Here is a 22,418-nt window from a genome sequence, read left to right on the forward strand (position 1 = left end):
TGAGGGCCGTAGTGACCGCCATGAGCCACTCCGGAAGGGGACCGCACCGATGAGCCGCCGCTACGACTGTGCCGATGCCGGGGACCGCACCACCGGTCTGCGCGAGGCCGCCTCGGCCATCCGCCGCGGCGAACTCGTCGTGCTGCCCACCGACACCCTGTACGGGGTCGGCGCGGACGCCTTCTCCGCGGAGGCCGTCGGCGAGCTGATGGCCGCCCGCGGCCGCGGCCGCAACACCCCGTCCCCGGTGCTGGTCGGCTCGCCGACCACCCTGCACGGCCTGGTCACCGACTTCTCCGAGCAGGCCTGGGAGCTGGTCGACGCGTTCTGGCCCGGCGGGCTCACCCTGGTCGCCCGGCACCAGCCCTCGCTGCGCTGGGACCTCGGCGACACCCGCGGCACCGTCGCGGTCCGGATGCCGCTGCACCCGGTCGCCATCGAGCTGCTGAACGCCACCGGCCCGCTGGCCGTCTCCAGCGCCAACCGGATCGGCGGGTCCTCCCCGCTGACCTGCGACGACGCGCAGGCCCAGCTCGGCGACGCGATCTCGGTCTACCTGGACGGCGGGGCGGCCGAGGACTCCGCCACCTCGTCGATCGTCGACGTCACCGGCAAGGTCCCGGTTCTGCTGCGGGCCGGTGCGATCAGCGTCGAGCAGCTGAGGGAGGTCGTCCCCGACCTGGAGGCCGGCAGTTGACGCCCACCGCCTCGCTCCACGCCGGGCCGGGCATAGCGCCGTACCTGAGCGTGGGCCCCAGGCCGCTGGACCACTTCCGGATCCTGTTCGTCTGCACCGGGAACATCTGCCGCTCGCCGATCGCCGAGCGGCTGACCCGGCGTGAGCTGGACACCCGGCTGAGCCCCCGGGTGGCCGGACGGATCCTGGTCGAGAGCGCCGGCACCTGGGGCCACGAGGGCGCGCCGATGGAGGACCACGCCGCGACCGTGCTCGACGAGTACGGCGCCGACAGCGGTGGCTTCACCGGCCGCGAGCTGCTGGACGAGCACGTGGTCGAGGCCGACCTGGTGCTCACCGCGACGCTGGACCACCGCGCCCAGGTGATCTCGATGGGCCACGAGGCGGGGCTGCGCACCTTCACGCTGAAGGAGTTCACCCGCCTGGTGCGGACGATAGACCCGGGCACCCTGCCGGACCCGCGGCGCGGCGCCGACGTCACCGAGCGGGCCCGCGCGCTGGTCCGGGCGGCCGCCGCGCTGCGCGGTTGGCTGCTGGCCGCCACCCCGGAGTCGGACGAGGTGGACGACCCGTACGGGGCGCCGATCGGCATGTTCCGCAACTGCGGCGAGGAGATATTCCACGCGGTCGACCCGGTGGTCACCGCGCTCACCGGCGTACCCGCGCCGCGCTGACCGAGCCGACGGGCCCCGCCGCCGAACGGGGCCGTCCGGCCGCGGCTCGGCGGGCCGGGCGGCGGCAGCGGTCCTACGCTGGGTGACACAGTCCCCGCAGCGCCCGGGAGCCCCGCCATGACCGTCACCGATGCAGCGACCGGCCCGACCACGACGACCGGGCGCCCCTGGGCGTCCGAGGCGCTGCGCCGCGCCGACCCGCAGCTGGCCGACCTGCTGGCCGCGGAGGCCGAGCGGCGCGCCGAAACGATCCAGCTGCTGGCGGGGGAGAACCTCACCAGCCCCGCCGTCCTGGCGGCCCTCACCGGCCCGCTGATCGACAAGTACGCCGAGGGCTACCCGGGCCGCCGGCACCACACCGGCTGCGCGCTGGCGGACGCCGCCGAGCTGCTGGCGATCGACCGGGCCCGCGAGCTGTTCGCCGCCCCGCACGCCAACGTCCAGCCCCGGTCGGCGACTTCGGCGATGCTGGCGACGTACGCGGCGCTGCTGCGCCCCGGTGACGGGGTGCTGGCGATGTCGCTGGAGCACGGCGGCCACCTCAGCTGCGGCTCGCGCGCCAACTTCTCCGGGCGCTGGTTCGACTTCACCGGCTACGGCGTGCGCGAGTCCGACGGGCTGATCGACCTCGACCAGGTCCGCGACCTGGCCCGGCAGCACCGCCCCAAGGCCATCGTGGCGGGCTCGATCTCGCACCCCCGGCACCCCGACTGGGCGGCGTTCCGGGAGATCGCCGACGAGGTGGACGCCTACCTGATCGCCTCCGCCGCGCAGACCACCGGGCTGATCGCGGCCGGGGTGGCGCCCTCCCCGGTGCCGTACGCGGACGTCACGGTGGCGGCCACCCACAAGCTGCTGCGCGGTCCGCGCGGCGGGCTGCTGCTGTGCACCGCGGAGCTGGCCGAGCGGATCGACCGGGCGGTCTTCCCGTTCAGCCAGGGCGGCGCGGCCATGAACGAGGTGGCCGGCAAGGCGGTCGCCCTCGCGGAGGCCTCCGCGCCCGCCTACCGGACGTACGCGCAGCGGACGGTGTCCGGGGCCCGGGCGCTCGCCGCGGGCCTCGCGGAGGCCGGCCTGCGCCCGCTGACGGGCGGCACCGACACCCACCTGGTGACCGCCGACGTGAGCCCGCTCGGCGTCACCGGCGCGGAGGCCGAGCGGCGCTGCGCGGCGGCCGGGCTGCTGCTCGGCAAGTGCGCGCTGCCGTACGACCCGGCGCCGGTCGCCGAGGCCTCCGGGATCCGGCTGGGCACGGGCACGGTGACCAGCCAGGGGATGGGGGAGCCGGAGCTGGCCGAGATCGCCGGACTGGTCGCCCGGGTGCTCACCGGGGGCGCGGCCGCCCCGGCCGCGGCCCGGGTCCGGGAGCTGGCGCTGGCCTTCGCCCGCCCGGCGTGACGGGGCCCGTGCGGGTATCCGGATCTCCTACCCGGGAGGGCGAACCGCGATGCACGGTCCCGGCGTCCGACTCAATAAGGTGTGTGCCGTGGCGACGCACCTCGAACCCCGGGACGGCAGGGGAGTACCTTCGGTACCTCCCCGTTCGACAGTGATGCAGGAGGCCAGTGGTGCGTGAGTATCTGCTGGTGCTGTTCTGCACGGCCGCCGTCACCTACCTGCTGACCGGCCCGGTCCGGAAGTTCGCCATCGCGGCCGGCGCCATGCCGCCGGTCCGCGCCCGCGACGTGCACCGCGAGCCCACCCCCCGGCTCGGCGGCATCGCGATGTTCGGCGGACTGTGCGCGGGCATCCTGGTCGCCTCGCAGCTCGACAACCTGAGCAAGGTGTTCTCCCAGGGCACCGACATCCGCGCGCTGCTGTCCGGCGCCGGGATCATGTTCCTGCTCGGGGTGCTCGACGACAAGTGGGGCGTGGACGCGCTGGTGAAGCTCGGCGGCCAGATGATCGCCGCCGGTGTGATGGTCTGGCAGGGCGTCACGGTGATCACCCTCCCGGTGCCCGGCGTCGGCCCGGTCGCGGTGAGCCCGACCCAGGGCATGGTGATCTCGGTCGTCCTGGTCGTCGTCATGGTCAACGCGGTGAACTTCATCGACGGCCTGGACGGCCTGGCCGGCGGCATGGTCTGCATCGCCGCGATGGCCTTCTTCCTGTACAGCTACCGGCTCTGGTACGGCTACACGATCTCCGACGCGGCCCCCGCCGTGCTGTTCAGCGTGCTGCTGATCGGCATGTGCCTGGGCTTCCTGGCGCACAACATGCACCCCGCGCGGATCTTCATGGGCGACTCCGGCTCGATGATGCTGGGCCTGATGCTGGCCGTCGCCGCGATCTCCATCACCGGCCGGGTCGACCCGGACCTGATCAGCAACGAGACCGGTTCGCAGACCGCCGCCGTGCACGCCCTGGTGCCGATCTACATCCCGCTGCTGCTGCCGCTGACGGTCATCGCGCTGCCGCTGGCGGACCTGCTGCTCGCGGTGGTCCGCCGGACCTGGGCCGGCCAGTCCCCGTTCGCCGCGGACAAGCGCCACCTGCACCACCGGCTGCTCCAGGTCGGCCACTCGCACAGCCGCGCCGTACTGATCATGTACTTCTGGGCCGCGCTGATCGCCTTCGGCTCGGTGGCGTTCTCGGTGACCAACACCGGCCGCACCGTCGTCCTGGCGCTGGCCGGGCTCTGCCTGGTCGGCCTGGTGGTGCTGCTCATCCCGCGGTTCCGGCCGCGCGCCCCGCGGGCGGTGCAGGCCTTCGTCCCCCCGCGCTACCGCCGGCAGCGGACCGGTCCGATGGCCGAACTGTCGGCGAAGGACAAGCAACTCCTCGGTGAAGCCGGCCGGGACTCCGAGCTGGGCTCCACCGCGGCCGGCTCCCACCACAAGGCCACCGGCCGCCACTGACAAGGGAGTTGGTGCCCCGTCAGAGAGCGTTCACTCGAACGGCGGAACCATTGCGCCGTTGGTGTGACAGGTGCCACACATTCATGGTAAAGCTCTCATCAAATAGTTTGTGATACCGTTCACGAGTACCGAGAACACGCCGAAAGACCTGACAGGTGGATGACTTCCGTCCCTGTCGGTCTCCCTCCCCGGGCCCGCCGTTGCGATGGGCGGCCCGCGGCGATGCCTCGGTCCGGTGTCACCCGCCACCCGTTGTGCCCGTCCCCCCGCCACATCGACATGCCGCCGGAGCTGCCGACATGCCGTCCACCGACGCCCGGATCCTCCGAGGCGCCGCGATTCCCACTGCGGTCGCCGGGATCATCGCCATGGCGATCTCCTTCGCCGTCGCCGGTGGGAAGGGGCTGCTCGGCGCCCTGTTCGGCGCGCTGCTGGTGATGGCCTTCTTCAGCTTCGGCCAGGTCGCGCTCGACCGGCTGACCCGGTCGAACCCGCAGATCATGATGGCCGCGGCGCTGCTCGTGTACACCACGCAGATCCTGTTGGTCGGCATCGTGCTCGCGGTCTTCAAGGACACCGACCTCTTCAACCGGCAGGCGTTCGCCTTCACCCTGCTCGGCTGCGCCCTGATCTGGACGGGCTTCCAGGTGCGCGGCGCACTCAAGGCCAAGACCTTCTACGTCGACCCCGACGCCTCCGAAAAGAAGGGCGACAAGCCCTCCGACAAGGGGCGTCAACAGTGACGAGGCCCGGCTGTCCTCCCAACGAGGGGGGCGGTGTTTATGCCGCGCTGACGGGCTGCTATCGTCCGTCGCAACAACGGAGTACGGGAAGAGGCCAGGTCTGTCCGGACAGCGGACGGATCGCCCCCCTGATCCGCGCAGTCTTCGATGATCCCGCTGTGGTGCAGTGCACCGGCGCGCGGGGTCGGCGAGAAACCCATCAAGTTCCAGTGCCGCTCCGTGGCCTCAGGCCACGCCGACACACCGAGGTTGCCGTATCCATGCGTCACGACGAAGGAGTCCGTGGTGAGTGCTGAACTCACGTCCCTCGCCTCAGGCAGTTGCCACTTCGGGGACGCTGGCTGCGGCTTCCCGGCCCCGGGTCTGAACGAGTTCCAGTTCAAGCCGATCTTCTCGATCGGCAGCGTCGAGTTCAACAAGCCGATGCTGCTGTCGTTCATCGTCGCGTTCCTGGTGGTCGGCTTCTTCTGGGCCGCCTTCGCCAAGCCGCGTCTGGTCCCCGGCAAGCTGCAGCTGGTCGGCGAGATCGGCTACGACTTCGTCAAGCGCTCCATCGTGCTGGAGACGATCGGCAAGAAGGGCGAGAAGTACGTCCCGATGCTCGTCTCGATGTTCTTCTTCATCTGGTTGATGAACATCATGTCGATCATCCCCTTCGCCCAGTTCCCGGTGATGGCGGCGATCGCGTTCCCGGCGGGCCTCGCGGCGATCGTCTGGCTCACCTACATGACGCTGACCTTCAAGAAGCACGGCTTCGTCGGCGGTCTGAAGAACCTCTGCTGGCCCTCGGGCATCCCCGGCTGGGTCATGTTCATCCTGGTGCCGATCGAGTTCTTCTCGAACGTCCTCGTGCGCCCCTTCACGCTCGCGGTCCGAGCCTTCGCGAACATGTTCGCCGGCCACCTGCTGATCGTGATGTTCTCCATCGCCTCCTGGTACCTGCTCAGCCCGACCCTGGGCGCGCTCTACGGCTCGGTCTCCTTCGTGGTGACCATCGCCCTGACCGCCTTCGAGCTGCTGGTCCAGTTCCTGCAGGCCTACATCTTCGTGATGCTGGCCAGCAGCTACATCGCCGGTGCCCTGGAAGAGGCGCACTGAGCCCCGGGGCCGCGGCCCCGCCGAGAACCACCTCCCGGATCGCCCGGTGGCCAATCACCACCGGTTCACCACCCTGCAAAGGACAACGTCAATGAGCATCCTCGCTGAGGGCACTGTCTACGGTTCCGTCGCCTCGCTGGGCTACGGCCTCGCCGCCATCGGCCCCGGCATCGGCGTCGGTCTGATCTTCGGCAACGGTGTCCAGGCCATGGCCCGCCAGCCCGAGGCTGCCGGTCTCATCCGTTCCAACATGTTCATCGGCTTCGCGCTGACCGAGGCGCTCGCCCTCATCGGCATCGTCATGCCGTTCGTCTTCGGCAACAAGTAATCCCGCCGTAGACCCTTTCTGAGGAAGGTCCAGATATGAGCATGGCGATCGTCCAGCTCGCGGCCGAGGAGAAGATGAACCCTCTCCTCCCCGCGTGGCCCGAGATCATCATCGGCCTGCTCTGCTTCTTCATCGTCTTCGGTCTGCTCGGCAAGAAGCTCCTCCCCAGCATCGAGAAGGTGCTGTCGGAGCGCCGGGACGCGATCGAGGGCGGGATGGAGCGCGCCGAGGCCGCCCAGGCGGAGGCCCAGGCCCTGCTTGAGCAGTACCGCGCCGAGCTCGCCGAGGCGCGCCACGAGGCTGCCCGCATCGTCGAGCAGGCTCGCGAGCAGGGTGCCGCCCAGCTCGCCGAGATGCGCGAGGAGGGCCAGCGCCAGCGCGAGGCCATCGTCGCCGCCGGTCACGCCCAGATCGAGGCGGACAAGAAGCAGGCCACTGCCGCCCTGCGTCAGGACGTGGGCTCGCTGGCCACCCAGCTGGCGTCCCGCATCGTGGGTGAGTCCCTCGAGGACCACACCCGGCAGAGCGGCGTCATCGACCGCTTCCTGGACGAGCTGGAGGCCAAGGCCGCCGTTGCTCAGGGTGCGGCCAAGTGATCGGCGCCAGCCGCGAGGCCCTCGCCGCCGGCCGGCAGAACCTGGAGAGCCTGACCGACTCCACCTCGGTGGACGCGGCCAAGCTCGCCGAGGAGCTCACCGCCGTCACGGCCGTGCTGGACCGTGAGGTGTCGCTGCGCCGTGTCCTGACCGACCCCTCCCGGTCGGGCCAGGACAAGGCCCAGCTGGTCACCTCGCTGCTGACCGGCCAGGTCTCCGGCGAGGCCGTGGACCTGGTCTCCGGCCTGGTCCGCTCCCGCTGGTCGGGTTCGCGCGACCTGGTGGACGCGACCGAGGAGCTCGCCGCGTACGCCGAGATCATCGCCGCGGACAAGGCCGGCGCCCTGGACGACGTCGAGGACGAGCTCTTCCGCTTCGGCCGGGTGGTGAGCGGCTCGCACGAGCTGCGCGCCGCGCTGACCGAGCCGAAGGCCGGTGCCGTCGCGAGGGCCGCGCTGATCAGCAAGCTGCTGGGCGGCCGCGCCCACGCCGGCACCGTCCGGCTGGTCACCGCCCTCGTCAACGTGCCGCGTGGCCGTAGCCTGGAGCAGGGTCTCGAGTCCTACTCGAAGCTCGCCGCCGCGCGTCGCGGCCGGGTGGTGGCCCTGGTCACCACCGCGGTGCCGCTGTCGGACACCCAGAAGGAGCGCCTGTCCGGTGCTCTGGCCCGGATGTACGGCCGCCAGGTCCACCTGAACATCGACGTCGACCCCGAGGTCGTCGGCGGCGTGCGGGTGCAGATCGGCGACGAGATCATCAACGGCACCGTGTCGAGCCGCCTCGAGGGCGCTCGCCAGTCGCTCGAAGGCTGAGCACCGAAGCAGCACATCCGACCCTCGGTCGGGAAACCGGCTCCCCAAGGAGCCGGCACATCGTACGGCCGGTTCGGAAGACCCGGCCGAGAGTCGAATACTTGCGGCCCTCAATGGCGGGCCGAGGATCGCAAACTAGGAGAGCAGGGAAGCCTGATGGCGGAGCTTACGATCCGTCCGGAGGAGATCCGGGACGCGCTGGCCGACTTTGTCCAGTCGTACCAGCCGGACGCCGCTTCTGTGGAAGAGGTCGGCACGGTCACTGACGCGGCGGACGGCATCGCGCATGTCGAGGGCCTGCCCTCGGTCATGGCGAACGAGCTGCTGAAGTTCGAGGACGGCACGCTCGGCCTCGCGCTGAACCTCGACACCCGCGAGATCGGTGTCGTCGTCCTCGGTGAGTTCGGCGGCATCGAAGAGGGCCAGACCGTGCGCCGCACCGGCGAGGTCCTCTCGGTTCCGGTCGGCGACGGCTACCTCGGCCGCGTCGTGGACCCGCTGGGCAACCCGATCGACGGCCTGGGCGACATCGCCGCCACCGGTCGCCGCGCCCTGGAGCTGCAGGCCCCCGGCGTCATGGCCCGCAAGTCGGTCAAGCAGCCGCTGCAGACCGGCATCAAGGCCATCGACGCGATGACCCCGATCGGCCGCGGCCAGCGCCAGCTGATCATCGGCGACCGCCAGACCGGCAAGACCGCGGTGGCCGTCGACACGATCATCAACCAGCGTGACAACTGGCGCTCGGGCGACCCGGAGAAGCAGGTCCGCTGCATCTACGTCGCCGTGGGCCAGAAGGGCTCCACCATCGCGTCCGTCCGCGGCGCCCTGGAGGAGGCCGGCGCGCTGGAGTACACCACCATCGTGGCTGCTCCCGCCTCCGACCCGGCCGGCTTCAAGTACCTCGCCCCGTACACCGGTTCGGCCATCGGCCAGGAGTGGATGTACGCCGGCAAGCACGTCCTGATCATCTTCGACGACCTGTCGAAGCAGGCCGAGGCCTACCGCTCCGTCTCCCTGCTGCTGCGCCGCCCGCCGGGCCGCGAGGCCTACCCGGGTGACGTCTTCTACCTGCACTCCCGCCTGCTGGAGCGCTGCGCCAAGCTGAACGACGCCCTGGGCGGCGGCTCGATGACCGGTCTGCCGATCATCGAGACCAAGGCCAACGACGTCTCGGCGTACATCCCGACCAACGTCATCTCCATCACCGACGGCCAGATCTTCCTGGAGTCCGACCTGTTCAACGCCGGCATCCGCCCGGCCGTGAACGTCGGCATCTCGGTCTCCCGCGTCGGTGGCTCCGCCCAGATCAAGGCCATGCGCTCGGTCGCCGGCCGTCTGCGTCTGGACCTCGCCCAGTACCGCGAGCTGGAGGCCTTCGCCGCCTTCGGTTCCGACCTGGACGCGGCCTCCAAGGCCCAGCTGGAGCGCGGTGCGCGCATGGTCGAGCTGCTGAAGCAGGGCCAGTACCAGCCGTTCCCGGTCGAGGAGCAGGTCGTCTCCATCTGGGCCGGCACCAACGGCAAGATGGACGACGTCCCGGTCGCCGAGATCCGCCGCTTCGAGCGCGAGTTCCTGGACCACGTCCGCCTGCAGCACAAGGACCTGCTCGCCGGCATCGTCGAGACCGGTCTGCTGGCCGACGGCACCATCGACGCGCTGACCAGCGCGATCGAGGCCTTCAAGCAGGGTTACCAGACCGCTGACGGCAAGCTGCTCTCCGAGCAGGCCTGAGTCCGGTAGCGAGGGAAAGGACGTAACGACCCATGGGAGCACAGCTTCGGGTCTACAAGCGCCGGATCCGCTCTGTCACCGCGACGAAGAAGATCACCAAGGCGATGGAGATGATCTCCGCGTCGCGCATCGTCAAGGCGCAGCGCGCGGTGGCCGCCTCCACTCCGTACGCCGATGAGCTCACCCGGGCGGTGACGGCGGTGGCCACCCGGTCCAACGCGAAGCACCCGCTCACCACCGAGAACCCGAACGCCAAGCGCGCCGCCGTCCTGCTGATCACGGCGGACCGCGGCCTGGCGGGCGGCTACTCGACCAACGCCATCAAGGCCGCCCAGACGCTCACCGAGCGCCTGAAGGCCGAGGGCAAGGACGTGGTGACGTACGTCGTCGGCCGCAAGGGCGTCTCGTACTACACGTTCCGCGGTCTGGCGATCGCGGACTCGTGGACGGGGTTCTCGGACAAGCCGACCTACGGTGACGCGAAGACCGTGGCGGCCGACCTGATCGCGGCCTTCACGGCCGAGACGGGCGGCGTGGAGGAACTCCACCTGATCTCGACCGAGTTCGTGTCCATGCTGACGCAGAACGCGGTCGAGGCGCGGCTGCTGCCGCTGAAGCTGGACGAGGTCCAGCTCAGCGACCAGACGCCGGCCAAGGCGGAGATCTTCCCGCTGTACGACTTCGAGCCGTCGGCGGAGGGCGTCCTGGACGCGCTGCTGCCGCGGTACGTCGAGAGCCGGATCTACAACGCGATGCTGCAGTCGGCCGCTTCCGAGCACGCCGCTCGTCGGCGTGCGATGAAGAGCGCGACGGACAACGCCGGCGAGCTCATCAAGTCGCTCACGCGGCTTGCCAACTCGGCCCGTCAGGCCGAGATCACCCAGGAAATCAGCGAGATCGTCGGTGGCGCCAACGCGCTGGCCGACGCCAGCCGCGGGAGCGAATGAGTATGACCACCACTGTTGAGCCGACCACGGCGACGGGCCGCGTCGCGCGGGTCATCGGCCCGGTCGTCGACGTGGAGTTCCCCGTCGACGCGATTCCGGACATGTACAACGCCCTGCACGTCGAGGTGGACAACCCCGACGGCACGGGCCGGAAGACCCTGACCCTCGAGGTCGCCCAGCACCTCGGCGACGGCATGGTCCGCGGCATCTCGATGCAGCCGACCGACGGCCTGGTCCGCGGTTCGCAGGTCACCGACACCGGTGCCGCGATCTCCGTCCCGGTCGGCCAGATCACCAAGGGCAAGGTCTTCAACGCCCTCGGTGACGTGCTGAACGTCGACAAGGACGAGTTCGAGTCGCAGGTCCAGGTCCGCTGGCCGATCCACCGCAAGGCCCCGGAGTTCAAGGACCTCGAGTCCAAGACCGAGATGTTCGAGACCGGCATCAAGGTCATCGACCTCCTCACCCCGTACGTCACCGGTGGCAAGATCGGTCTGTTCGGTGGTGCCGGTGTCGGCAAGACCGTTCTGATCCAGGAGATGATCTACCGCGTCGCCGAGAACTTCGGTGGTGTGTCGGTGTTCGCCGGTGTCGGCGAGCGCACCCGTGAGGGCAACGACCTCATCGACGAGATGGTCGACTCGGGCGTTCTGGACAAGACCGCGCTGGTCTTCGGCCAGATGGACGAGCCGCCGGGCACCCGTCTGCGCGTCGCGCTGTCCGCGCTGACCATGGCGGAGTACTTCCGTGACGTCGAGAAGCAGGACGTGCTCCTCTTCATCGACAACATCTTCCGGTTCACCCAGGCCGGTTCCGAGGTGTCGACCCTGCTCGGCCGCATGCCCTCCGCGGTGGGCTACCAGCCGAACCTGGCCGACGAGATGGGCCTCCTGCAGGAGCGCATCACCTCGACCCGCGGTCACTCGATCACCTCGATGCAGGCGATCTACGTCCCCGCGGACGACCTGACCGACCCGGCGCCGGCCACCACCTTCGCCCACCTGGACGCGACCACCGTTCTGTCGCGTCCGATCTCGGAGAAGGGCATCTACCCGGCCGTCGACCCGCTGGACTCCACGTCCCGCATCCTCGACCCGCGGTACATCGCGCAGACCCACTACGACACGGCCATCCGTATCAAGGGGATCCTGCAGAAGTACAAGGACCTCCAGGACATCATCGCGATCCTCGGTATCGACGAGCTGTCCGAAGAGGACAAGATCACGGTGCACCGCGCCCGTCGCATCGAGCGCTTCCTCTCGCAGAACACCTACGTGGCGAAGCAGTTCACCGGTGTCGAGGGTTCGACCGTGCCGCTGTCGGAGACCATCGAGGCCTTCAACGCGATCGCGGACGGCAAGTACGACTCCGTCCCGGAGCAGGCCTTCTTCATGTGCGGTGGCATCGAGGACCTCGAGAAGAACGCCGCCGAGCTGGCGAAGAAGTAATCGCGGCCGGTAGCAGCTGTGCGTGACCGTGAGGGGTGGCCCCCGAGCCTGGGGACCACCCCTCGCGTCGCATCGGCTGTGATTCCGGTCAAATCCGTGCCGCCGGTTTCATGCCGGAGGCGCGGGGCCGTTATTCTTACCGAAACTCCCGAGTAATCGGGCGTTGCATGAGCCTAGGAGCCCACGTTGGCTGAGCTGCACGTCGAGCTGGTCGCAGCCGACCGCAAGGTGTGGTCCGGTGCGGCCACCATCGTCGTCGCCCGTACGGCCTCCGGTGACACCGGCATCATGCCGGGCCACACCCCGGTGCTGAGCGTGCTGGAGACCGGTCCGGTCACCATCCGCACGGTGGACGGCGGCACCGTGATCGCCGCGGTGCACGGCGGCTTCATCTCCTTCGCCGACAACAAGCTGTCTCTGCTCGCGGAGATCGCCGAGCTGGCGGACGAGATCGACGTCGCGCGTGCCGAGCGCGCACTGGAGAAGGCCAAGTCGGACCTGGACGAGCACGCCGAGCGGCGCGCCGAGGTCCGTCTGTTCGCGGCGCGCGGCCTCAAGGCCCACGCCTGAGTGCGCCGGACCCCGGCTTAGCGGGGTCGACCGACGGTCCCGGGGACGCGTGAGCGTGACCCCGGGACTGTCGTCGTAGTTGGTAGGTCAGCGCGGTCGCTTGATACGACCGCTACGGGGAACGCGGGTAGCGAGGAGGTGGGTGAGCATGGTCCTCGCGCTTGTGGTGTGTGCGGCGGTCGTGGCCCTGGGTGTGATCGGGCTGATGGCCTTCGCCGTCAGGCGCCGCCTGATCCAGCGGGTCGGCGGCACCTTCGACTGCAGTTACCGGCTGAAAATGCCCGCCGACGCCTCGACGCAGCCCGACCTCGACGAGAACGGCAAACCCACCTCCGCCCCGGTCCCCCCGACCGACGGCAAGGGGTGGGTTTTTGGTATCGGCCGGTACAGCGGTGACTCGATCGAGTGGTTCCGGGTCTTCTCGTACGCCCCGCGGCCGCGCCGGACGCTGCCGCGCCGGGAGATCGAGGTGCTCGGCCGGCGCTACCCGGAGGGCCAGGAGGAGCTGGCGCTGCTGTCCGGCTCGGTGGTGCTGCGCTGCCTGCACAACGGGGCGCCGCTGGAACTGGCGATGAGCGAGGACGCGCTGACCGGCTTCCTGGCCTGGCTGGAGGCGGCTCCGCCCGGCCAGAGAGTCAACGTCGCGTAGCGGTGTTCCGAGACGGGGTTAACGCCGCCTAACCCGGCGGCTAGTCTGGCCGCATGGTCAATCTGACGCGCATCTACACCCGTACCGGCGATGACGGCACCACCGCGCTCGGCGACATGAGCCGGACCAGCAAGACCGACCCGAGACTGATCGCCTACGCGGACGCCAACGAGGCCAACGCCGCGATCGGCGTGGCCCTGGCCGTCGGTGAACTGCCGGAGGACATCACGGCGGTGCTCGTCCGGGTCCAGAACGACCTGTTCGACGTCGGCGCCGACCTGTCCACCCCGGTGGTGGAGGACCCGAAGTACCCGCCGCTGCGGGTGCTGGAGTCCTACATCGACCGGCTGGAGGCGGACTGCGACGAGTACCTGGGACGGGTGGAGAAGCTGCGCAGCTTCATCCTGCCCGGCGGCACGGCCGGGGCGGCGCACCTGCACCTGGCCTGCACGGTGGTGCGGCGGGCCGAGCGCTCGACCTGGTCGGCGATCGCGGAGCACGGCGACAGCGTCAACCCGCTGACCGCGAAGTACCTCAACCGGCTGTCCGACCTGCTGTTCATCCTGGCCCGGGTGGCCAACAAGGAGCGCGGCGACGTGCTCTGGGTCCCGGGCGAGAACCGCTAGAACGCGACGCGGGGCCCGCCGTCGGACTCCCCCCGTGGGAGTCCGACGGCGGGCCCCGCGCGTCCAGGGTTCCCTCCGGGTCTCAGGGCCGGTCGGCCGGGGTGCGGCCGGGGGCGCTGCCGACGAGGGGCTTCCCGGTGACCGCCCGGCCGTTCTCGACCTGCACGCCGGCCGGCGGCTCCTTGGGCCAGATCGAGTAGCAGGCGGCCACGGCCACGTTGACCGCGGCCGCGATGCCCAGCTTGAGGTACCACTGGGCGAAGGTGCCGAAGTGCGCGGAGCCGGCGGAGAGCGGGACGAGCAGGGTGATCAGGCTCAACGTGATCGCCGCCGACACGACGGTCCGGCCGGCGACCTGCCACTCGTACCTGGTCCGCTCCGGCCCGTACTTGGGCGAGGGCAGCGGCTTGGGACCGCCGGCGAAGCGGTGCAGGAAGTGCCGGTCGGCCCAGCGGACCAGCGAGGGGCCGTAGCCGATCGAGAAGCCCGCGTAGCTCGCGGCCAGGGCGTGCGTCCAGCTCGGGACGGCGCCGCCGCGCAGGTCGAGGACGGTGAGCGCGTACAGGGTGAGGTCCACCACCGGCAGGCCGACCAGCAGCGCGGTGCTGGTGCGGCGCCACCGGAGCAGGTAGCGGGTGGTGAGGCCGAGGCCGAGCAGGATCCAGAAGGAGACCTCGGCCGCGACGATGAGAGTGACGATCACGTTCTGCTCCCGACGTTTCGGTGGTGCTTCCAGCCTCGTGCGGGGGCGCGCCGGTGTCGTCGTCGCGCGGTGCCGTCCGGTGCTGCATCTTTCGATGTAGCGGACTCCTCCGTGGACCGGAGCCGGGCGGGTGCCGGGGGTGGTGAGATGGGGAGCGTGCCCCTCCCGTTCCCCGCGCTCTCCCCGCGCCGCCAGGACCAGCTGATCGCCCTCTGCGGGCTGCTCGGCGGCGCGGTGCTGATCGTCTTCAAGGCGTACGACCAGTCCGGCCGGGTGCCGCCGTGGGCGGTGGTGCCGCCGCTGCTGGTGATGGCGGGGCTGGAGCTGGTCCGGCGGACCAGGACGGTACTGGCGGTGTCGGTCGGCGGGCTGGTCTTCGTGGCGAGCGTGTTCCTCGGCAACCTGGCGGCCACGCTGATCATGTACACCGACCTGCTGTACGCGGCGGTGATCTACGGCAGCCCGCGGATGTCCCGGGTGCTGCACCTGACCGGCGGGGCGACCGTGCTGACGCTCTCCGCCCTGGCGGCGGTCTACGGCGGCACCTCCTTTGCGCTGCTGGTGGTGGTGATCAGCGCGCTGGTCTTCCTGGGCCCGGTGTGGACCGGCGACGTGGTGCGCAAGCACCGTCAGCAGGCGGAGGCCGAGCGGCTGCGCGCGGAACAGACCGCGCTGCTGTCGGAGATGGACCGGCGGGAGGCCATCGTCGCCGAACGGGCGCGGATGGCAAGGGAGTTGCACGACGTGGTGGCCAACCACCTGTCGGCGATCGCGATCCACGCCACCGGCGCCCAGTCGGTGGCCAGACGCCGGAACCTGCCCGCGGACGATCCGCTGGTGGAGGTGCTGGCGGTGATCCGGGAGAACAGCGTCCAGGGATTGGCCGAAATGCGTCGCATGATCGGACTGCTCCGGGACAGCGGCGGGGGAGAGGTGGACGAGTCCTACGCGGCGCCCGACCTGGCCGCGGTGGACGCCCTGCTGGCCAAGGCCCGGGCGGTCGGCCGGGACGTCGGGCTGGACTTCGAGCTGGAGGAGCGCGGCGAGCGCGGCGAGGTGCCGGTGCCGGTCGGGCTGGCCGCCTACCGGATCGTCCAGGAGTCGCTGACCAACGCGCTCAAGCACGCCGGTCCCGGACTGGTCAGCCTGCGGCTGGAGTTCGCGCCCGGGGAACTGCGGATCGCCGTCGACAGTCCGTACCGGGGCGGGCCGGGCCGCGAACTGCCCGGCGCCCGGGCCGGACTGGTGGGCATGGCGGAGCGGGCCGGACTGCTCGGCGGCAGCTTCGAGGCCGGGCCGCAGGACGGGTGCTGGAGCGTGCGCGCGGTGCTGCCGCGCGCCCAGGGGAACGAGGGACGGGCATGACGATCCGGGTGCTGGTGGCGGAGGACCAGGCGGCGGTACGGGCGGCGCTGGTGATGATCCTGCGCGCCGAGCCGGAGTTCGAGGTGGTCGGGCAGGCCGCCGACGGCGAGGAGGCCGTCCGGCTGGCGCTGGAGCTGCGGCCGGACGTGGTGCTGATGGACGTCCAGATGCCCCGGCTGGACGGCGTCTCGGCGACCCGCGAGGTGGTCGCCGCCGGGGCCGGCCAGGTGCTCGTGCTGACCACCTTCGACCTGGACGAGTACGTCTACGGCGCGCTGCGGGCCGGCGCCTCCGGGTTCCTGCTCAAGGACCTGGAGGCGGACACCCTGGTCGAGGGCATCCGCACGGTGGCGCGCGGGGACGGGATGCTGGCGCCCTCGGTGACCAAGCGGCTGATCGGCGCCTTCGCCCGCCCCGAGCGGCCGGTCGGACCGGAGGCCCGGGCCGCGGTGGGGGCGCTGACCGGCCGCGAGCGGGAGGTGCTGGCCTGCATCGGGGCGGGGATGTCCAACGGGGAGATCGCGACCCGGCTGGAGATGGCGGAGGCGACCACCAAGACGCACGTCAGCCGCATCCTGGCGAAGCTGCGGCTGCGCAGCCGGGTGCAGGCGGCGATCCTGGCGCAGGACCTCGGGCTGACCGTCTGACCTTCCGACCGTCCCGTGATCCGACCGTCCGACCTTCCGACCGTCCGCTCGGTCCGACCGTCCGACGTCGCCTGTCCGGCCACCTGACCAGGTCGGTTGCAGATCACACTCTCGATTGCTACTGCACGGGGGATTTGGGCATTAGAGTCCGGCCAGAGCGACGCGGCTCTTCGGCGGTGACCCCTGCCCTGAGCCGCCTTCAGGGCCCGCCCGCGAGGCGGCGACGGCATCGGGAGACCCAGCCATGAGCAATGCGTCCAGCAAGCAGATCGCCGTGATCGGTGCCGGCCTGATGGGCGCCGGCATCGCCCAGGTCTCCGCGCAGGCCGGCCACCCGGTGGTGCTGCGGGACGTCACCGAGGAGGCGCTGCAGCGCGGCCTCGCGGGCATCCGGGCCTCGTACGAGAAGTTCGTCTCCAAGGGCAAGCTGAGCGCCGAGGACGCCGAGGCCGCGCTGGGCCGGATCACCACCACCACCGACCTGGGCGCCGTCGCCGAGGCCGACATCGTGGTCGAGGCCGTGTTCGAGAAGCTGGAGGTCAAGGAGGGCGTCTTCCGCGAGCTCGACAAGCTCGCCAAGGACGGCGCCGTGCTGGCCTCCAACACCTCCGCCATCCCGATCACCCGGATCGCCGCCGCCACCCAGCGCCCGGAGTCGGTCGTCGGCGTCCACTTCTTCTCGCCGGTCCCGATGATGAAGCTGGTCGAGCTGGTCCGCGGCTACAAGACCAGCGACGAGGCGCTGGCCGCCGCCCGCGCCTACGCCGAGGGCGTCGGCAAGGAGGTCGTGGTGGTCAACCGCGACATCGCCGGCTTCGTGACCACCCGCCTGATCACCGCGCTGGTCGTCGAGGCCGCCCGGCTGTACGAGACGGGCGTGGCCACCGCCGAGGACATCGACACCGCCTGCCGGCTCGGTTTCGGCCACGCGATGGGCCCGCTCCAGACCGCCGACCTGACCGGCGTGGACATCCTGCTGCACGCCGCCCGCAACATCTACACCGAGACCCAGGACGAGAAGTTCGCCGCCCCGGAGATCATGGCCCGCATGGTCACCGCCGGTGACCTGGGACGCAAGAGCGGCCGCGGCTTCTACCCGTACGAAGGCAAGTGAGCCGACAGGGCCGAACGACCGGCGGGCCGTGCGATCGGAGCATCGTACGGCCCGCTCCACCGGGTCGGGTGAGTTTCCTCACGCCCGGTGCCGCAGACGGGTGATTTGGGCGGGAATCGAGCGTAGGTGTGGGGCCGACCTGCGTATATTCCCTCGGACGGGTGAAGTTGCCTCAGATCTGGCCGGAACCAGCAACCTGCGGAGCCGGTTGACCGTCAGATGAGGGAACCCGGCATTCCGCCCGGGTCCGGACGTGGGGCCGCGGCCCTCCCGGATGCACCCGCCACTCCCGCACCCGGCACGGCCGGGGCGGACCCGCCCCGCACCAGGCCGTCCAGGCGAAGGAGGAGAGCATGCGCATCACCGGCGACCACACGGCGCTGGCCATCGAAGGCCGCCTCGACGTGCGCACCGCCGCCGACGCGCGGTCCCGACTGCACCAGGCCGTGGACGGCGGCCTCGGCGACCTCGTACTGGACCTCGCCCGGCTGGAGTTCTGGGACGCCACCGGCCTCGGCGTGATCATGGGCACCCACCGGCGGGCCGGTCGGATCGGCCGCCGGCTGGTGCTGCGCTCCGTCCCGGCCCAGCTCCAGCGGCTGCTGGTGGCCACCAAGTTGCACCGCATCCTGGCCGTCGACGGAGTCACCGGCGTCGTCGGCGTCACCGAGGCGCACGGGGTCGTGCTCTAGACCTCTCCGGGCCTCCCCACGCCGCGCGCCCGGCCCGCGCGCCTGCGTACCCCGGCCTGGCCCGCGCAACGTCGCTGGTCAGCGCCGCCGAGCGGCCGTCCGCCGTGGACCCCTCTGCACGGCCGGGGCCGAATGTGCGAGAGTCTGCCCGTCAGAAGACGGCCGCCGGGGCTGCCTCCAGCCCGGCCGCGGCCGCTACCGGGACGTCAGCCGGGCGGCGCGGGGCGCCGCCGGCCGAGCACGATGCGGAGCAGAACGTGGCACAGCCATCCGGGGAGTTCCGGCAGGAGGCCGTCCGCACCCGTGGCGGCGAACTGGTCTCCGGCGGCCTGCTGGTGGGCGTCGGCGCCCCGGACGGCTCCGAGGCCCGGACCTGTCCCGAGGAGTGGCGGCCGCGGCCGCGCCGGATCGAACGCAGCGAGCCCGCCCGCGGCCCGGTCGGCGGCGTCGGCCGCGCGGTCGGCCCGCTGGCGCTCGGCGCCGGGCCCGCCGACCTGCCGATGCTGGACCGCGAGGCGGACATCGCCGAACTGCTCGGTCTGCTCGCCGAGGGCCGCTCGATACGCCTGGTCGGCCAGGCCGGCTCGGGCCGCAGCGCGCTGCTGTCGGCCGTCGCCGCGGCCGCCGCCGACCTCGCCCCCGGCGGCGTGGTGCAGCTCTGCGGCCACCGCCGGACCGTCCCCGACCTGCTCCAGGACCTCTTCGCGGCCACCCACCACGCCCCCGGCTACCGCCCCGACCCCGGACAGCTGGCCGCCCACCTCGCCGAGGTCGGCGCGATCGTGGTGATCGACGCCGCCGAGCCCTCGGGCGCCGAGCTGGAGCAACTGCTCGCCGCCGCCCCCGGCTGCGCCTTCCTGGTCTCCGTCGCCCCGGGCAGCCCGCCGCTGCCGGCCGGCTCCCGGCTCCAGGACCACCTGGTGGCCGGGCTCTCCCGCTCCGCCTGCCTCGCCCTCACCGCCCGGCTGGCCGGGCGGCCGCTGGACGTCGACGAGAAGGCCTGGGCGGTGGACCTCTGGTTCGAGTCCGAGGGCCTGCCGCTGCGCTTCGTCCAGGCCGCCGCGCTGCTGCGCCAGCGGGACGTCGCGGTGGACGCCCTGGTCGCCGCCGAGGACGACCGGCTGGACGTCTTCGGAGCCGTCGCCGAGCCCCGCCACGACCCGGACCCGGCGATCCGGGAGAACGCGCTGCGCGGCACCGTCCCGCTGCCCTCGGTGGCGGAGACCGCCTCGCCCGCGGTCCGGCTCGCCGAGGGGCTGAGCGAGCCCGCGCAGGCCGTGCTGCGGCTCGCCGTCGCACTCGGCGGCGAGTGCCCCACCGCGCCGCACCTGCCGGCGCTGATCGACGTCGGGCAGGGCGAGGCCGCCCTCGCCGAACTCGCCGACGCCGGACTGGCGGTGTCCATCGGCGGGCACCACCGGCTGACCGCCGGCGCGCTCGAACTGCTCGTACCGCACTGGCCCGCCCGCGGCTGCGTCGACGGTGCCGCCCAGCACTTCGCCTGGTGGGTCGGGCACAGCTCGGTGACGCTGGATCAGATCGCCGCCGAGGCCGAGGTGATGATCGGGGTGCTGCTCGCCGACCGCGCCGCCGGGCGGCACGACGCGGTGGTCCGGCTCGCCCGCGCCGCCGCGCCCGCACTGGCGCTGTCGCTGCGCTGGGGTGCCTGGGAGCGGGTGCTCCAGCTCGGCCTGGAGGCGGCCCGCCGCACCGGCTCGGCGGTCGACCAGGCCTGGTTCCACCACGAGGCGGGCGTGCACGCGATCTGCGTCCAGCAGCCCTCCCGGGCCATCGCCGAACTGGAGACCGCGCTCACCCTGCGGAGCACGGCGGGCGAGCAGCGCGGGGTGGCCGCCGCCCGCCGGATGCTCGACCTGCTGCGCGCCGAGGGCCGGCAGCTGTCGGCCGCCGCGCCCGCCGCGGCGGCGCCCGGCCGCGCACCGGTGATCCGCAAGATCGCGGCCCGGGTGCCGGCCCGGCTGAAGTCCAGCAGGCGGCGCCGGGCGGCCGTGGTCTCCACGGCGGTGCTGACCCTGGGGGTGCTCGGCACGGCGGTGGCGATGAGCTTCAGCGGGCCGGAGGAGGTCAAGGGGAGGGACCCGCACAGCGGCCGGCTGGACGGCGGCGGCACCCAGGACCCGCCGTTCCCGCAGTCCTCCGGCAGCGCCGGGCCGGGAACGGCCGGTGCCGGACCGGCCAGTCCGGCGGCGGGGCAGGGGAGCAGTCCGGAGCCGTCCGCGAGCGGCAGCGCCTCGCACTCGCCGAGCGCCTCGCCGACGCGGAAGCCGAGTTCCTCGCCGGGGGCCGGCGGGTCGACGGCCCCGCAGCAGCCGCAGCCGCCCGCGCCGGGCCAGCCGCAGCCGCCGGCTCCGCAGCCGGGCCAGCCGCAGCAGCCTCAGCCGACCGGGCAGCCGCCGCAGCCGCCGCAGCCGAGCCACAGCCAGACGTCCACGGCGACCACCCCGACGTCGCCGACCCCGTCCGGGTCGCCGACGGCCCCGAGCGGGACGGGCAGTCCGACCGCCCCGGGGCCGTCCTGAGCGGTCAGAACAGCTTGAGCTTGTCGTCGTCGATGCCGCGCAGCTCGTCGTAGTCCAGCACCACGCAGCCGATGCCGCGGTCGGTGGCCAGCACACGGGCCTGCGGCTTGATCTCCTGCGCGGCGAAGACGCCCTTGACCGGGGCCAACAGTGGGTCCCGATTGAGGAGTTCGAGGTAGCGGGTGAGCTGCTCGACGCCGTCGATCTCGCCGCGGCGCTTGATCTCGACGGCGACCGTGGCGCCGTCGGAGTCGCGGCAGAGGATGTCGACCGGGCCGATCGCGGTGGGGTACTCGCGGCGGATCAGCGACCAGCCGGCACCGAGCACCTCCATCCGGTCCGCGAGCAGCTCCTGGAGGTGGGCCTCCACGCCGTCCTTGATCAGGCCCGGGTCGACCCCGAGCTCGTGGGACGAGTCGTGCAGCACCTCCTCCAGCGTGATGATGAGCTTCTCGCCGGCCTTGTTCTCCACCGTCCAGACCCCGTCGGCCTCCTTGAGGACGCACGGCGGGGACATCCAGTTGAGCGGCTTGTAGGCGCGGTCGTCGGCGTGGATGCTGACGCTGCCGTCGGCCTTGACCAGGATCAGCCTGGTGGCGGAGGGCAGATGGGCGGAGAGCCGACCGGCATAGTCGACTGAGCAGCGGGCAATTACGAGACGCACGGTCGACCACGCTAGCCCACCAGGGCCAGTTGATGCGATTCCGCGACGGCAGGGTGAAGAAACCGCGAACCCGGCCAACATTGAGGTCCTGTGGTCCCGCCGCCGCCCCGTCGAGGTCTGGCGCCCCCACCCACGAGTCGCTACGGTGTGTGACGGCACGCTCGCGGGATCGCTGTCAACGGGGATGGAGACTTCAGATGAACGATCCGACGGGATCCGGCCAATCTGGTGCACCGCAACATATTTCCCAAGCAATCCGCAGGAATGACCGGCCTGCCACGCCGTTGACTGCCACGCTGTTCTGAGCGCGTTCGGTGTCCAGGGCGTCACGTCCCGTGGTGCCACCGCGGTCGCGAAGGCGCCGGAAACCCCTGTCCCTCGGTGTTCCGGACGCCCCACGCGCATTCGCCACCCTCACTGTGAGCTTGACCTACGCACGACCACCCGGGCGCCGCGCGGGTGGACCGCGAGAGGAGAATCCATGTCGCTCGACGTCTCACCGGCCCTGCTGGAAAAGGCCGAGCGGGGCGAGGTCGACGAGCGGGAATTCGTCGACTGCGTCCGCGTCTCGCTGCCGTACGCCTGGGACCTGATCAGCTCCCTGGTCGCCCAGGCGAAGGTCGACGGCACCGACTTCGCCGACAACCAGGTACCACCGCCCAGCGAGCAGGCCCGCGGCCAGCTGCTGCGCGCCCTTGCCAGCGACGCCATCCGGGGCGCCCTCCAGCGCCACTTCGGGGTCCGGCTGGCCTTCCAGAACTGTCACCGGGTGGCGGTGTTCCTGCCGTCGGAGCCCAACGAGGCGCGGTACGACCGCTTCACCTCGGTCCGGGAGCAGCTGCTCAACCAGTCCGAGGAACTGCGGGACTGCTGACCGGGCCGCGGCTCCGGCCGCCCCCGTCCCCCGTGCGGGGGG

23 protein-coding genes are annotated in these 22,418 nt (G+C 71.6%); 21 read left to right on the plus strand and 2 right to left on the minus strand.

Annotation, left to right across the window (positions count from 1 at the left end; genetic code table 11):
- Nucleotides 1-49 precede the first annotated feature (49 nt).
- The 15 genes from ACZ5GH_RS23095 to ACZ5GH_RS23165 all read left to right on the plus strand — a co-directional run bounded on the left by ACZ5GH_RS23095 (nt 50) and on the right by ACZ5GH_RS23165 (nt 13,777).
- On the plus strand, nt 50-697 hold the full coding sequence (locus tag ACZ5GH_RS23095; RefSeq protein ID WP_387750288.1) for an L-threonylcarbamoyladenylate synthase: 648 nt from the start codon (nt 50-52) through the stop codon (nt 695-697).
- A 32-nt stretch (nt 698-729) separates the two neighbouring features.
- Nucleotides 730-1,371 carry an arsenate reductase/protein-tyrosine-phosphatase family protein gene (locus tag ACZ5GH_RS23100; protein WP_049658080.1) on the plus strand — a complete coding sequence of 214 codons (642 nt, stop codon included), beginning with the start codon at nt 730-732 and terminating at the stop codon, nt 1,369-1,371.
- Nucleotides 1,372-1,488: 117 nt separating this feature from the next.
- Complete coding sequence (locus ACZ5GH_RS23105; RefSeq protein WP_464335151.1) at nt 1,489-2,769, plus strand: serine hydroxymethyltransferase; 1,281 nt, start codon at nt 1,489-1,491, stop codon at nt 2,767-2,769.
- Between the two features lie 170 nt (nt 2,770-2,939).
- Entirely contained in the window at nt 2,940-4,229 is a 1,290-nt protein-coding gene (locus ACZ5GH_RS23110; protein WP_387750294.1) for an MraY family glycosyltransferase, read from the plus strand.
- A gap of 299 nt (nt 4,230-4,528) precedes the next feature.
- Nucleotides 4,529-4,972 (plus strand): hypothetical protein, encoded by a 444-nt coding sequence (locus ACZ5GH_RS23115; RefSeq protein ID WP_464335152.1) that lies wholly within the window; start codon nt 4,529-4,531, stop codon nt 4,970-4,972.
- Nucleotides 4,973-5,257: 285 nt separating this feature from the next.
- Nucleotides 5,258-6,070, plus strand: coding sequence for a F0F1 ATP synthase subunit A (atpB, locus tag ACZ5GH_RS23120; RefSeq protein ID WP_317620169.1), 813 nt, complete (start codon nt 5,258-5,260; stop codon nt 6,068-6,070).
- Between the two features lie 91 nt (nt 6,071-6,161).
- Nucleotides 6,162-6,398: an ATP synthase F0 subunit C gene (atpE, locus tag ACZ5GH_RS23125; protein ID WP_031074289.1), complete on the plus strand. Its 237-nt coding sequence runs from the start codon at nt 6,162-6,164 to the stop codon at nt 6,396-6,398.
- A gap of 35 nt (nt 6,399-6,433) precedes the next feature.
- A complete protein-coding gene (locus ACZ5GH_RS23130) occupies nt 6,434-6,994 on the plus strand; it encodes a F0F1 ATP synthase subunit B (protein ID WP_387750302.1) in 561 nt (186 codons plus the stop codon).
- On the plus strand, nt 6,991-7,806 hold the full coding sequence (locus ACZ5GH_RS23135; protein ID WP_387750305.1) for a F0F1 ATP synthase subunit delta: 816 nt from the start codon (nt 6,991-6,993) through the stop codon (nt 7,804-7,806). The genes ACZ5GH_RS23130 and ACZ5GH_RS23135 overlap by 4 nt, the downstream gene beginning before the upstream one ends.
- A 156-nt stretch (nt 7,807-7,962) precedes the next feature.
- Complete coding sequence (atpA, locus tag ACZ5GH_RS23140) at nt 7,963-9,537, plus strand: F0F1 ATP synthase subunit alpha (RefSeq protein WP_387750308.1); 1,575 nt, start codon at nt 7,963-7,965, stop codon at nt 9,535-9,537.
- 32 nt (nt 9,538-9,569) lie between these two features.
- Complete coding sequence (locus tag ACZ5GH_RS23145; RefSeq protein ID WP_387750311.1) at nt 9,570-10,484, plus strand: F0F1 ATP synthase subunit gamma; 915 nt, start codon at nt 9,570-9,572, stop codon at nt 10,482-10,484.
- A 2-nt stretch (nt 10,485-10,486) separates the two neighbouring features.
- On the plus strand, nt 10,487-11,932 hold the full coding sequence (atpD, locus tag ACZ5GH_RS23150; protein ID WP_387750314.1) for a F0F1 ATP synthase subunit beta: 1,446 nt from the start codon (nt 10,487-10,489) through the stop codon (nt 11,930-11,932).
- 186 nt (nt 11,933-12,118) lie between these two features.
- Entirely contained in the window at nt 12,119-12,502 is a 384-nt protein-coding gene (locus ACZ5GH_RS23155; protein WP_030057524.1) for a F0F1 ATP synthase subunit epsilon, read from the plus strand.
- A 148-nt stretch (nt 12,503-12,650) separates the two neighbouring features.
- A complete protein-coding gene (locus ACZ5GH_RS23160) occupies nt 12,651-13,151 on the plus strand; it encodes a DUF2550 domain-containing protein (RefSeq protein WP_387750317.1) in 501 nt (166 codons plus the stop codon).
- Between the two features lie 53 nt (nt 13,152-13,204).
- Nucleotides 13,205-13,777, plus strand: a complete 573-nt coding sequence (locus tag ACZ5GH_RS23165; RefSeq protein WP_387750319.1) for a cob(I)yrinic acid a,c-diamide adenosyltransferase — start codon at nt 13,205-13,207, stop codon at nt 13,775-13,777.
- An 82-nt stretch (nt 13,778-13,859) separates the two neighbouring features.
- On the opposite strand, the gene ACZ5GH_RS23170 is transcribed toward ACZ5GH_RS23165, so the two are convergent.
- The gene (locus ACZ5GH_RS23170; RefSeq protein WP_464335153.1) at nt 13,860-14,480 is read right to left on the minus strand and encodes a hypothetical protein; all 621 of its coding nucleotides are present in this window, start codon (nt 14,478-14,480) and stop codon (nt 13,860-13,862) included.
- 147 nt (nt 14,481-14,627) lie between these two features.
- Here ACZ5GH_RS23170 and ACZ5GH_RS23175 point away from each other — a divergent pair, with 147 nt between their 5' ends.
- The 5 genes from ACZ5GH_RS23175 (at nt 14,628) to ACZ5GH_RS23195 (ending at nt 20,838) form a co-directional block, all read left to right on the plus strand.
- Nucleotides 14,628-15,845, plus strand: a complete 1,218-nt coding sequence (locus ACZ5GH_RS23175) for a sensor histidine kinase (RefSeq protein WP_464335154.1) — start codon at nt 14,628-14,630, stop codon at nt 15,843-15,845.
- The gene (locus ACZ5GH_RS23180) at nt 15,842-16,492 is read left to right on the plus strand and encodes a response regulator (protein WP_401110856.1); all 651 of its coding nucleotides are present in this window, start codon (nt 15,842-15,844) and stop codon (nt 16,490-16,492) included. The genes ACZ5GH_RS23175 and ACZ5GH_RS23180 overlap by 4 nt, the downstream gene beginning before the upstream one ends.
- Nucleotides 16,493-16,736: 244 nt before the next feature.
- Nucleotides 16,737-17,606: a 3-hydroxyacyl-CoA dehydrogenase family protein gene (locus tag ACZ5GH_RS23185; RefSeq protein ID WP_387750330.1), complete on the plus strand. Its 870-nt coding sequence runs from the start codon at nt 16,737-16,739 to the stop codon at nt 17,604-17,606.
- Nucleotides 17,607-17,959: 353 nt separating this feature from the next.
- Complete coding sequence (locus ACZ5GH_RS23190) at nt 17,960-18,298, plus strand: STAS domain-containing protein (protein ID WP_387750332.1); 339 nt, start codon at nt 17,960-17,962, stop codon at nt 18,296-18,298.
- A gap of 257 nt (nt 18,299-18,555) precedes the next feature.
- Nucleotides 18,556-20,838, plus strand: coding sequence for an ATP-binding protein (locus ACZ5GH_RS23195; RefSeq protein WP_464335155.1), 2,283 nt, complete (start codon nt 18,556-18,558; stop codon nt 20,836-20,838).
- 4 nt (nt 20,839-20,842) lie between these two features.
- Here the strand turns inward: ACZ5GH_RS23195 and nucS are convergent, their stop codons facing one another.
- Entirely contained in the window at nt 20,843-21,502 is a 660-nt protein-coding gene (gene nucS, locus ACZ5GH_RS23200; protein WP_355252708.1) for an endonuclease NucS, read from the minus strand.
- A 481-nt stretch (nt 21,503-21,983) separates the two neighbouring features.
- On the opposite strand from nucS, the gene ACZ5GH_RS23205 reads away from it, so the two are divergent.
- Entirely contained in the window at nt 21,984-22,376 is a 393-nt protein-coding gene (locus ACZ5GH_RS23205) for an SCO5389 family protein (protein WP_387750338.1), read from the plus strand.
- Nucleotides 22,377-22,418: the final 42 nt, after the last annotated feature.

It is taken from the genome of Kitasatospora sp. Xyl93, from assembly GCF_055383135.1.

What these genes read in the sequence shown, in the direction of transcription:
- ACZ5GH_RS23165 (WP_387750319.1), top strand. Translation starts at nt 13,205, where the DNA reads ATGGTCAATCTGACGCGCATCTACACCCGTACCGGCGATGACGGCACC.
- ACZ5GH_RS23185 (WP_387750330.1), top strand. Translation starts at nt 16,737, where the DNA reads ATGAGCAATGCGTCCAGCAAGCAGATCGCCGTGATCGGTGCCGGCCTG.
- ACZ5GH_RS23175 (WP_464335154.1), top strand. Translation starts at nt 14,628, where the DNA reads ATGGGGAGCGTGCCCCTCCCGTTCCCCGCGCTCTCCCCGCGCCGCCAG.
- ACZ5GH_RS23130 (WP_387750302.1), top strand. Translation starts at nt 6,434, where the DNA reads ATGAGCATGGCGATCGTCCAGCTCGCGGCCGAGGAGAAGATGAACCCT.
- ACZ5GH_RS23095 (WP_387750288.1), top strand. Translation starts at nt 50, where the DNA reads ATGAGCCGCCGCTACGACTGTGCCGATGCCGGGGACCGCACCACCGGT.
- atpE (WP_031074289.1), top strand. Translation starts at nt 6,162, where the DNA reads ATGAGCATCCTCGCTGAGGGCACTGTCTACGGTTCCGTCGCCTCGCTG.
- ACZ5GH_RS23190 (WP_387750332.1), top strand. Translation starts at nt 17,960, where the DNA reads ATGCGCATCACCGGCGACCACACGGCGCTGGCCATCGAAGGCCGCCTC.
- atpA (WP_387750308.1), top strand. Translation starts at nt 7,963, where the DNA reads ATGGCGGAGCTTACGATCCGTCCGGAGGAGATCCGGGACGCGCTGGCC.
- ACZ5GH_RS23115 (WP_464335152.1), top strand. Translation starts at nt 4,529, where the DNA reads ATGCCGTCCACCGACGCCCGGATCCTCCGAGGCGCCGCGATTCCCACT.
- atpD (WP_387750314.1), top strand. Translation starts at nt 10,487, where the DNA reads ATGACCACCACTGTTGAGCCGACCACGGCGACGGGCCGCGTCGCGCGG.
- ACZ5GH_RS23205 (WP_387750338.1), top strand. Translation starts at nt 21,984, where the DNA reads ATGTCGCTCGACGTCTCACCGGCCCTGCTGGAAAAGGCCGAGCGGGGC.
- ACZ5GH_RS23105 (WP_464335151.1), top strand. Translation starts at nt 1,489, where the DNA reads ATGACCGTCACCGATGCAGCGACCGGCCCGACCACGACGACCGGGCGC.
- ACZ5GH_RS23145 (WP_387750311.1), top strand. Translation starts at nt 9,570, where the DNA reads ATGGGAGCACAGCTTCGGGTCTACAAGCGCCGGATCCGCTCTGTCACC.
- ACZ5GH_RS23160 (WP_387750317.1), top strand. Translation starts at nt 12,651, where the DNA reads ATGGTCCTCGCGCTTGTGGTGTGTGCGGCGGTCGTGGCCCTGGGTGTG.
- ACZ5GH_RS23180 (WP_401110856.1), top strand. Translation starts at nt 15,842, where the DNA reads ATGACGATCCGGGTGCTGGTGGCGGAGGACCAGGCGGCGGTACGGGCG.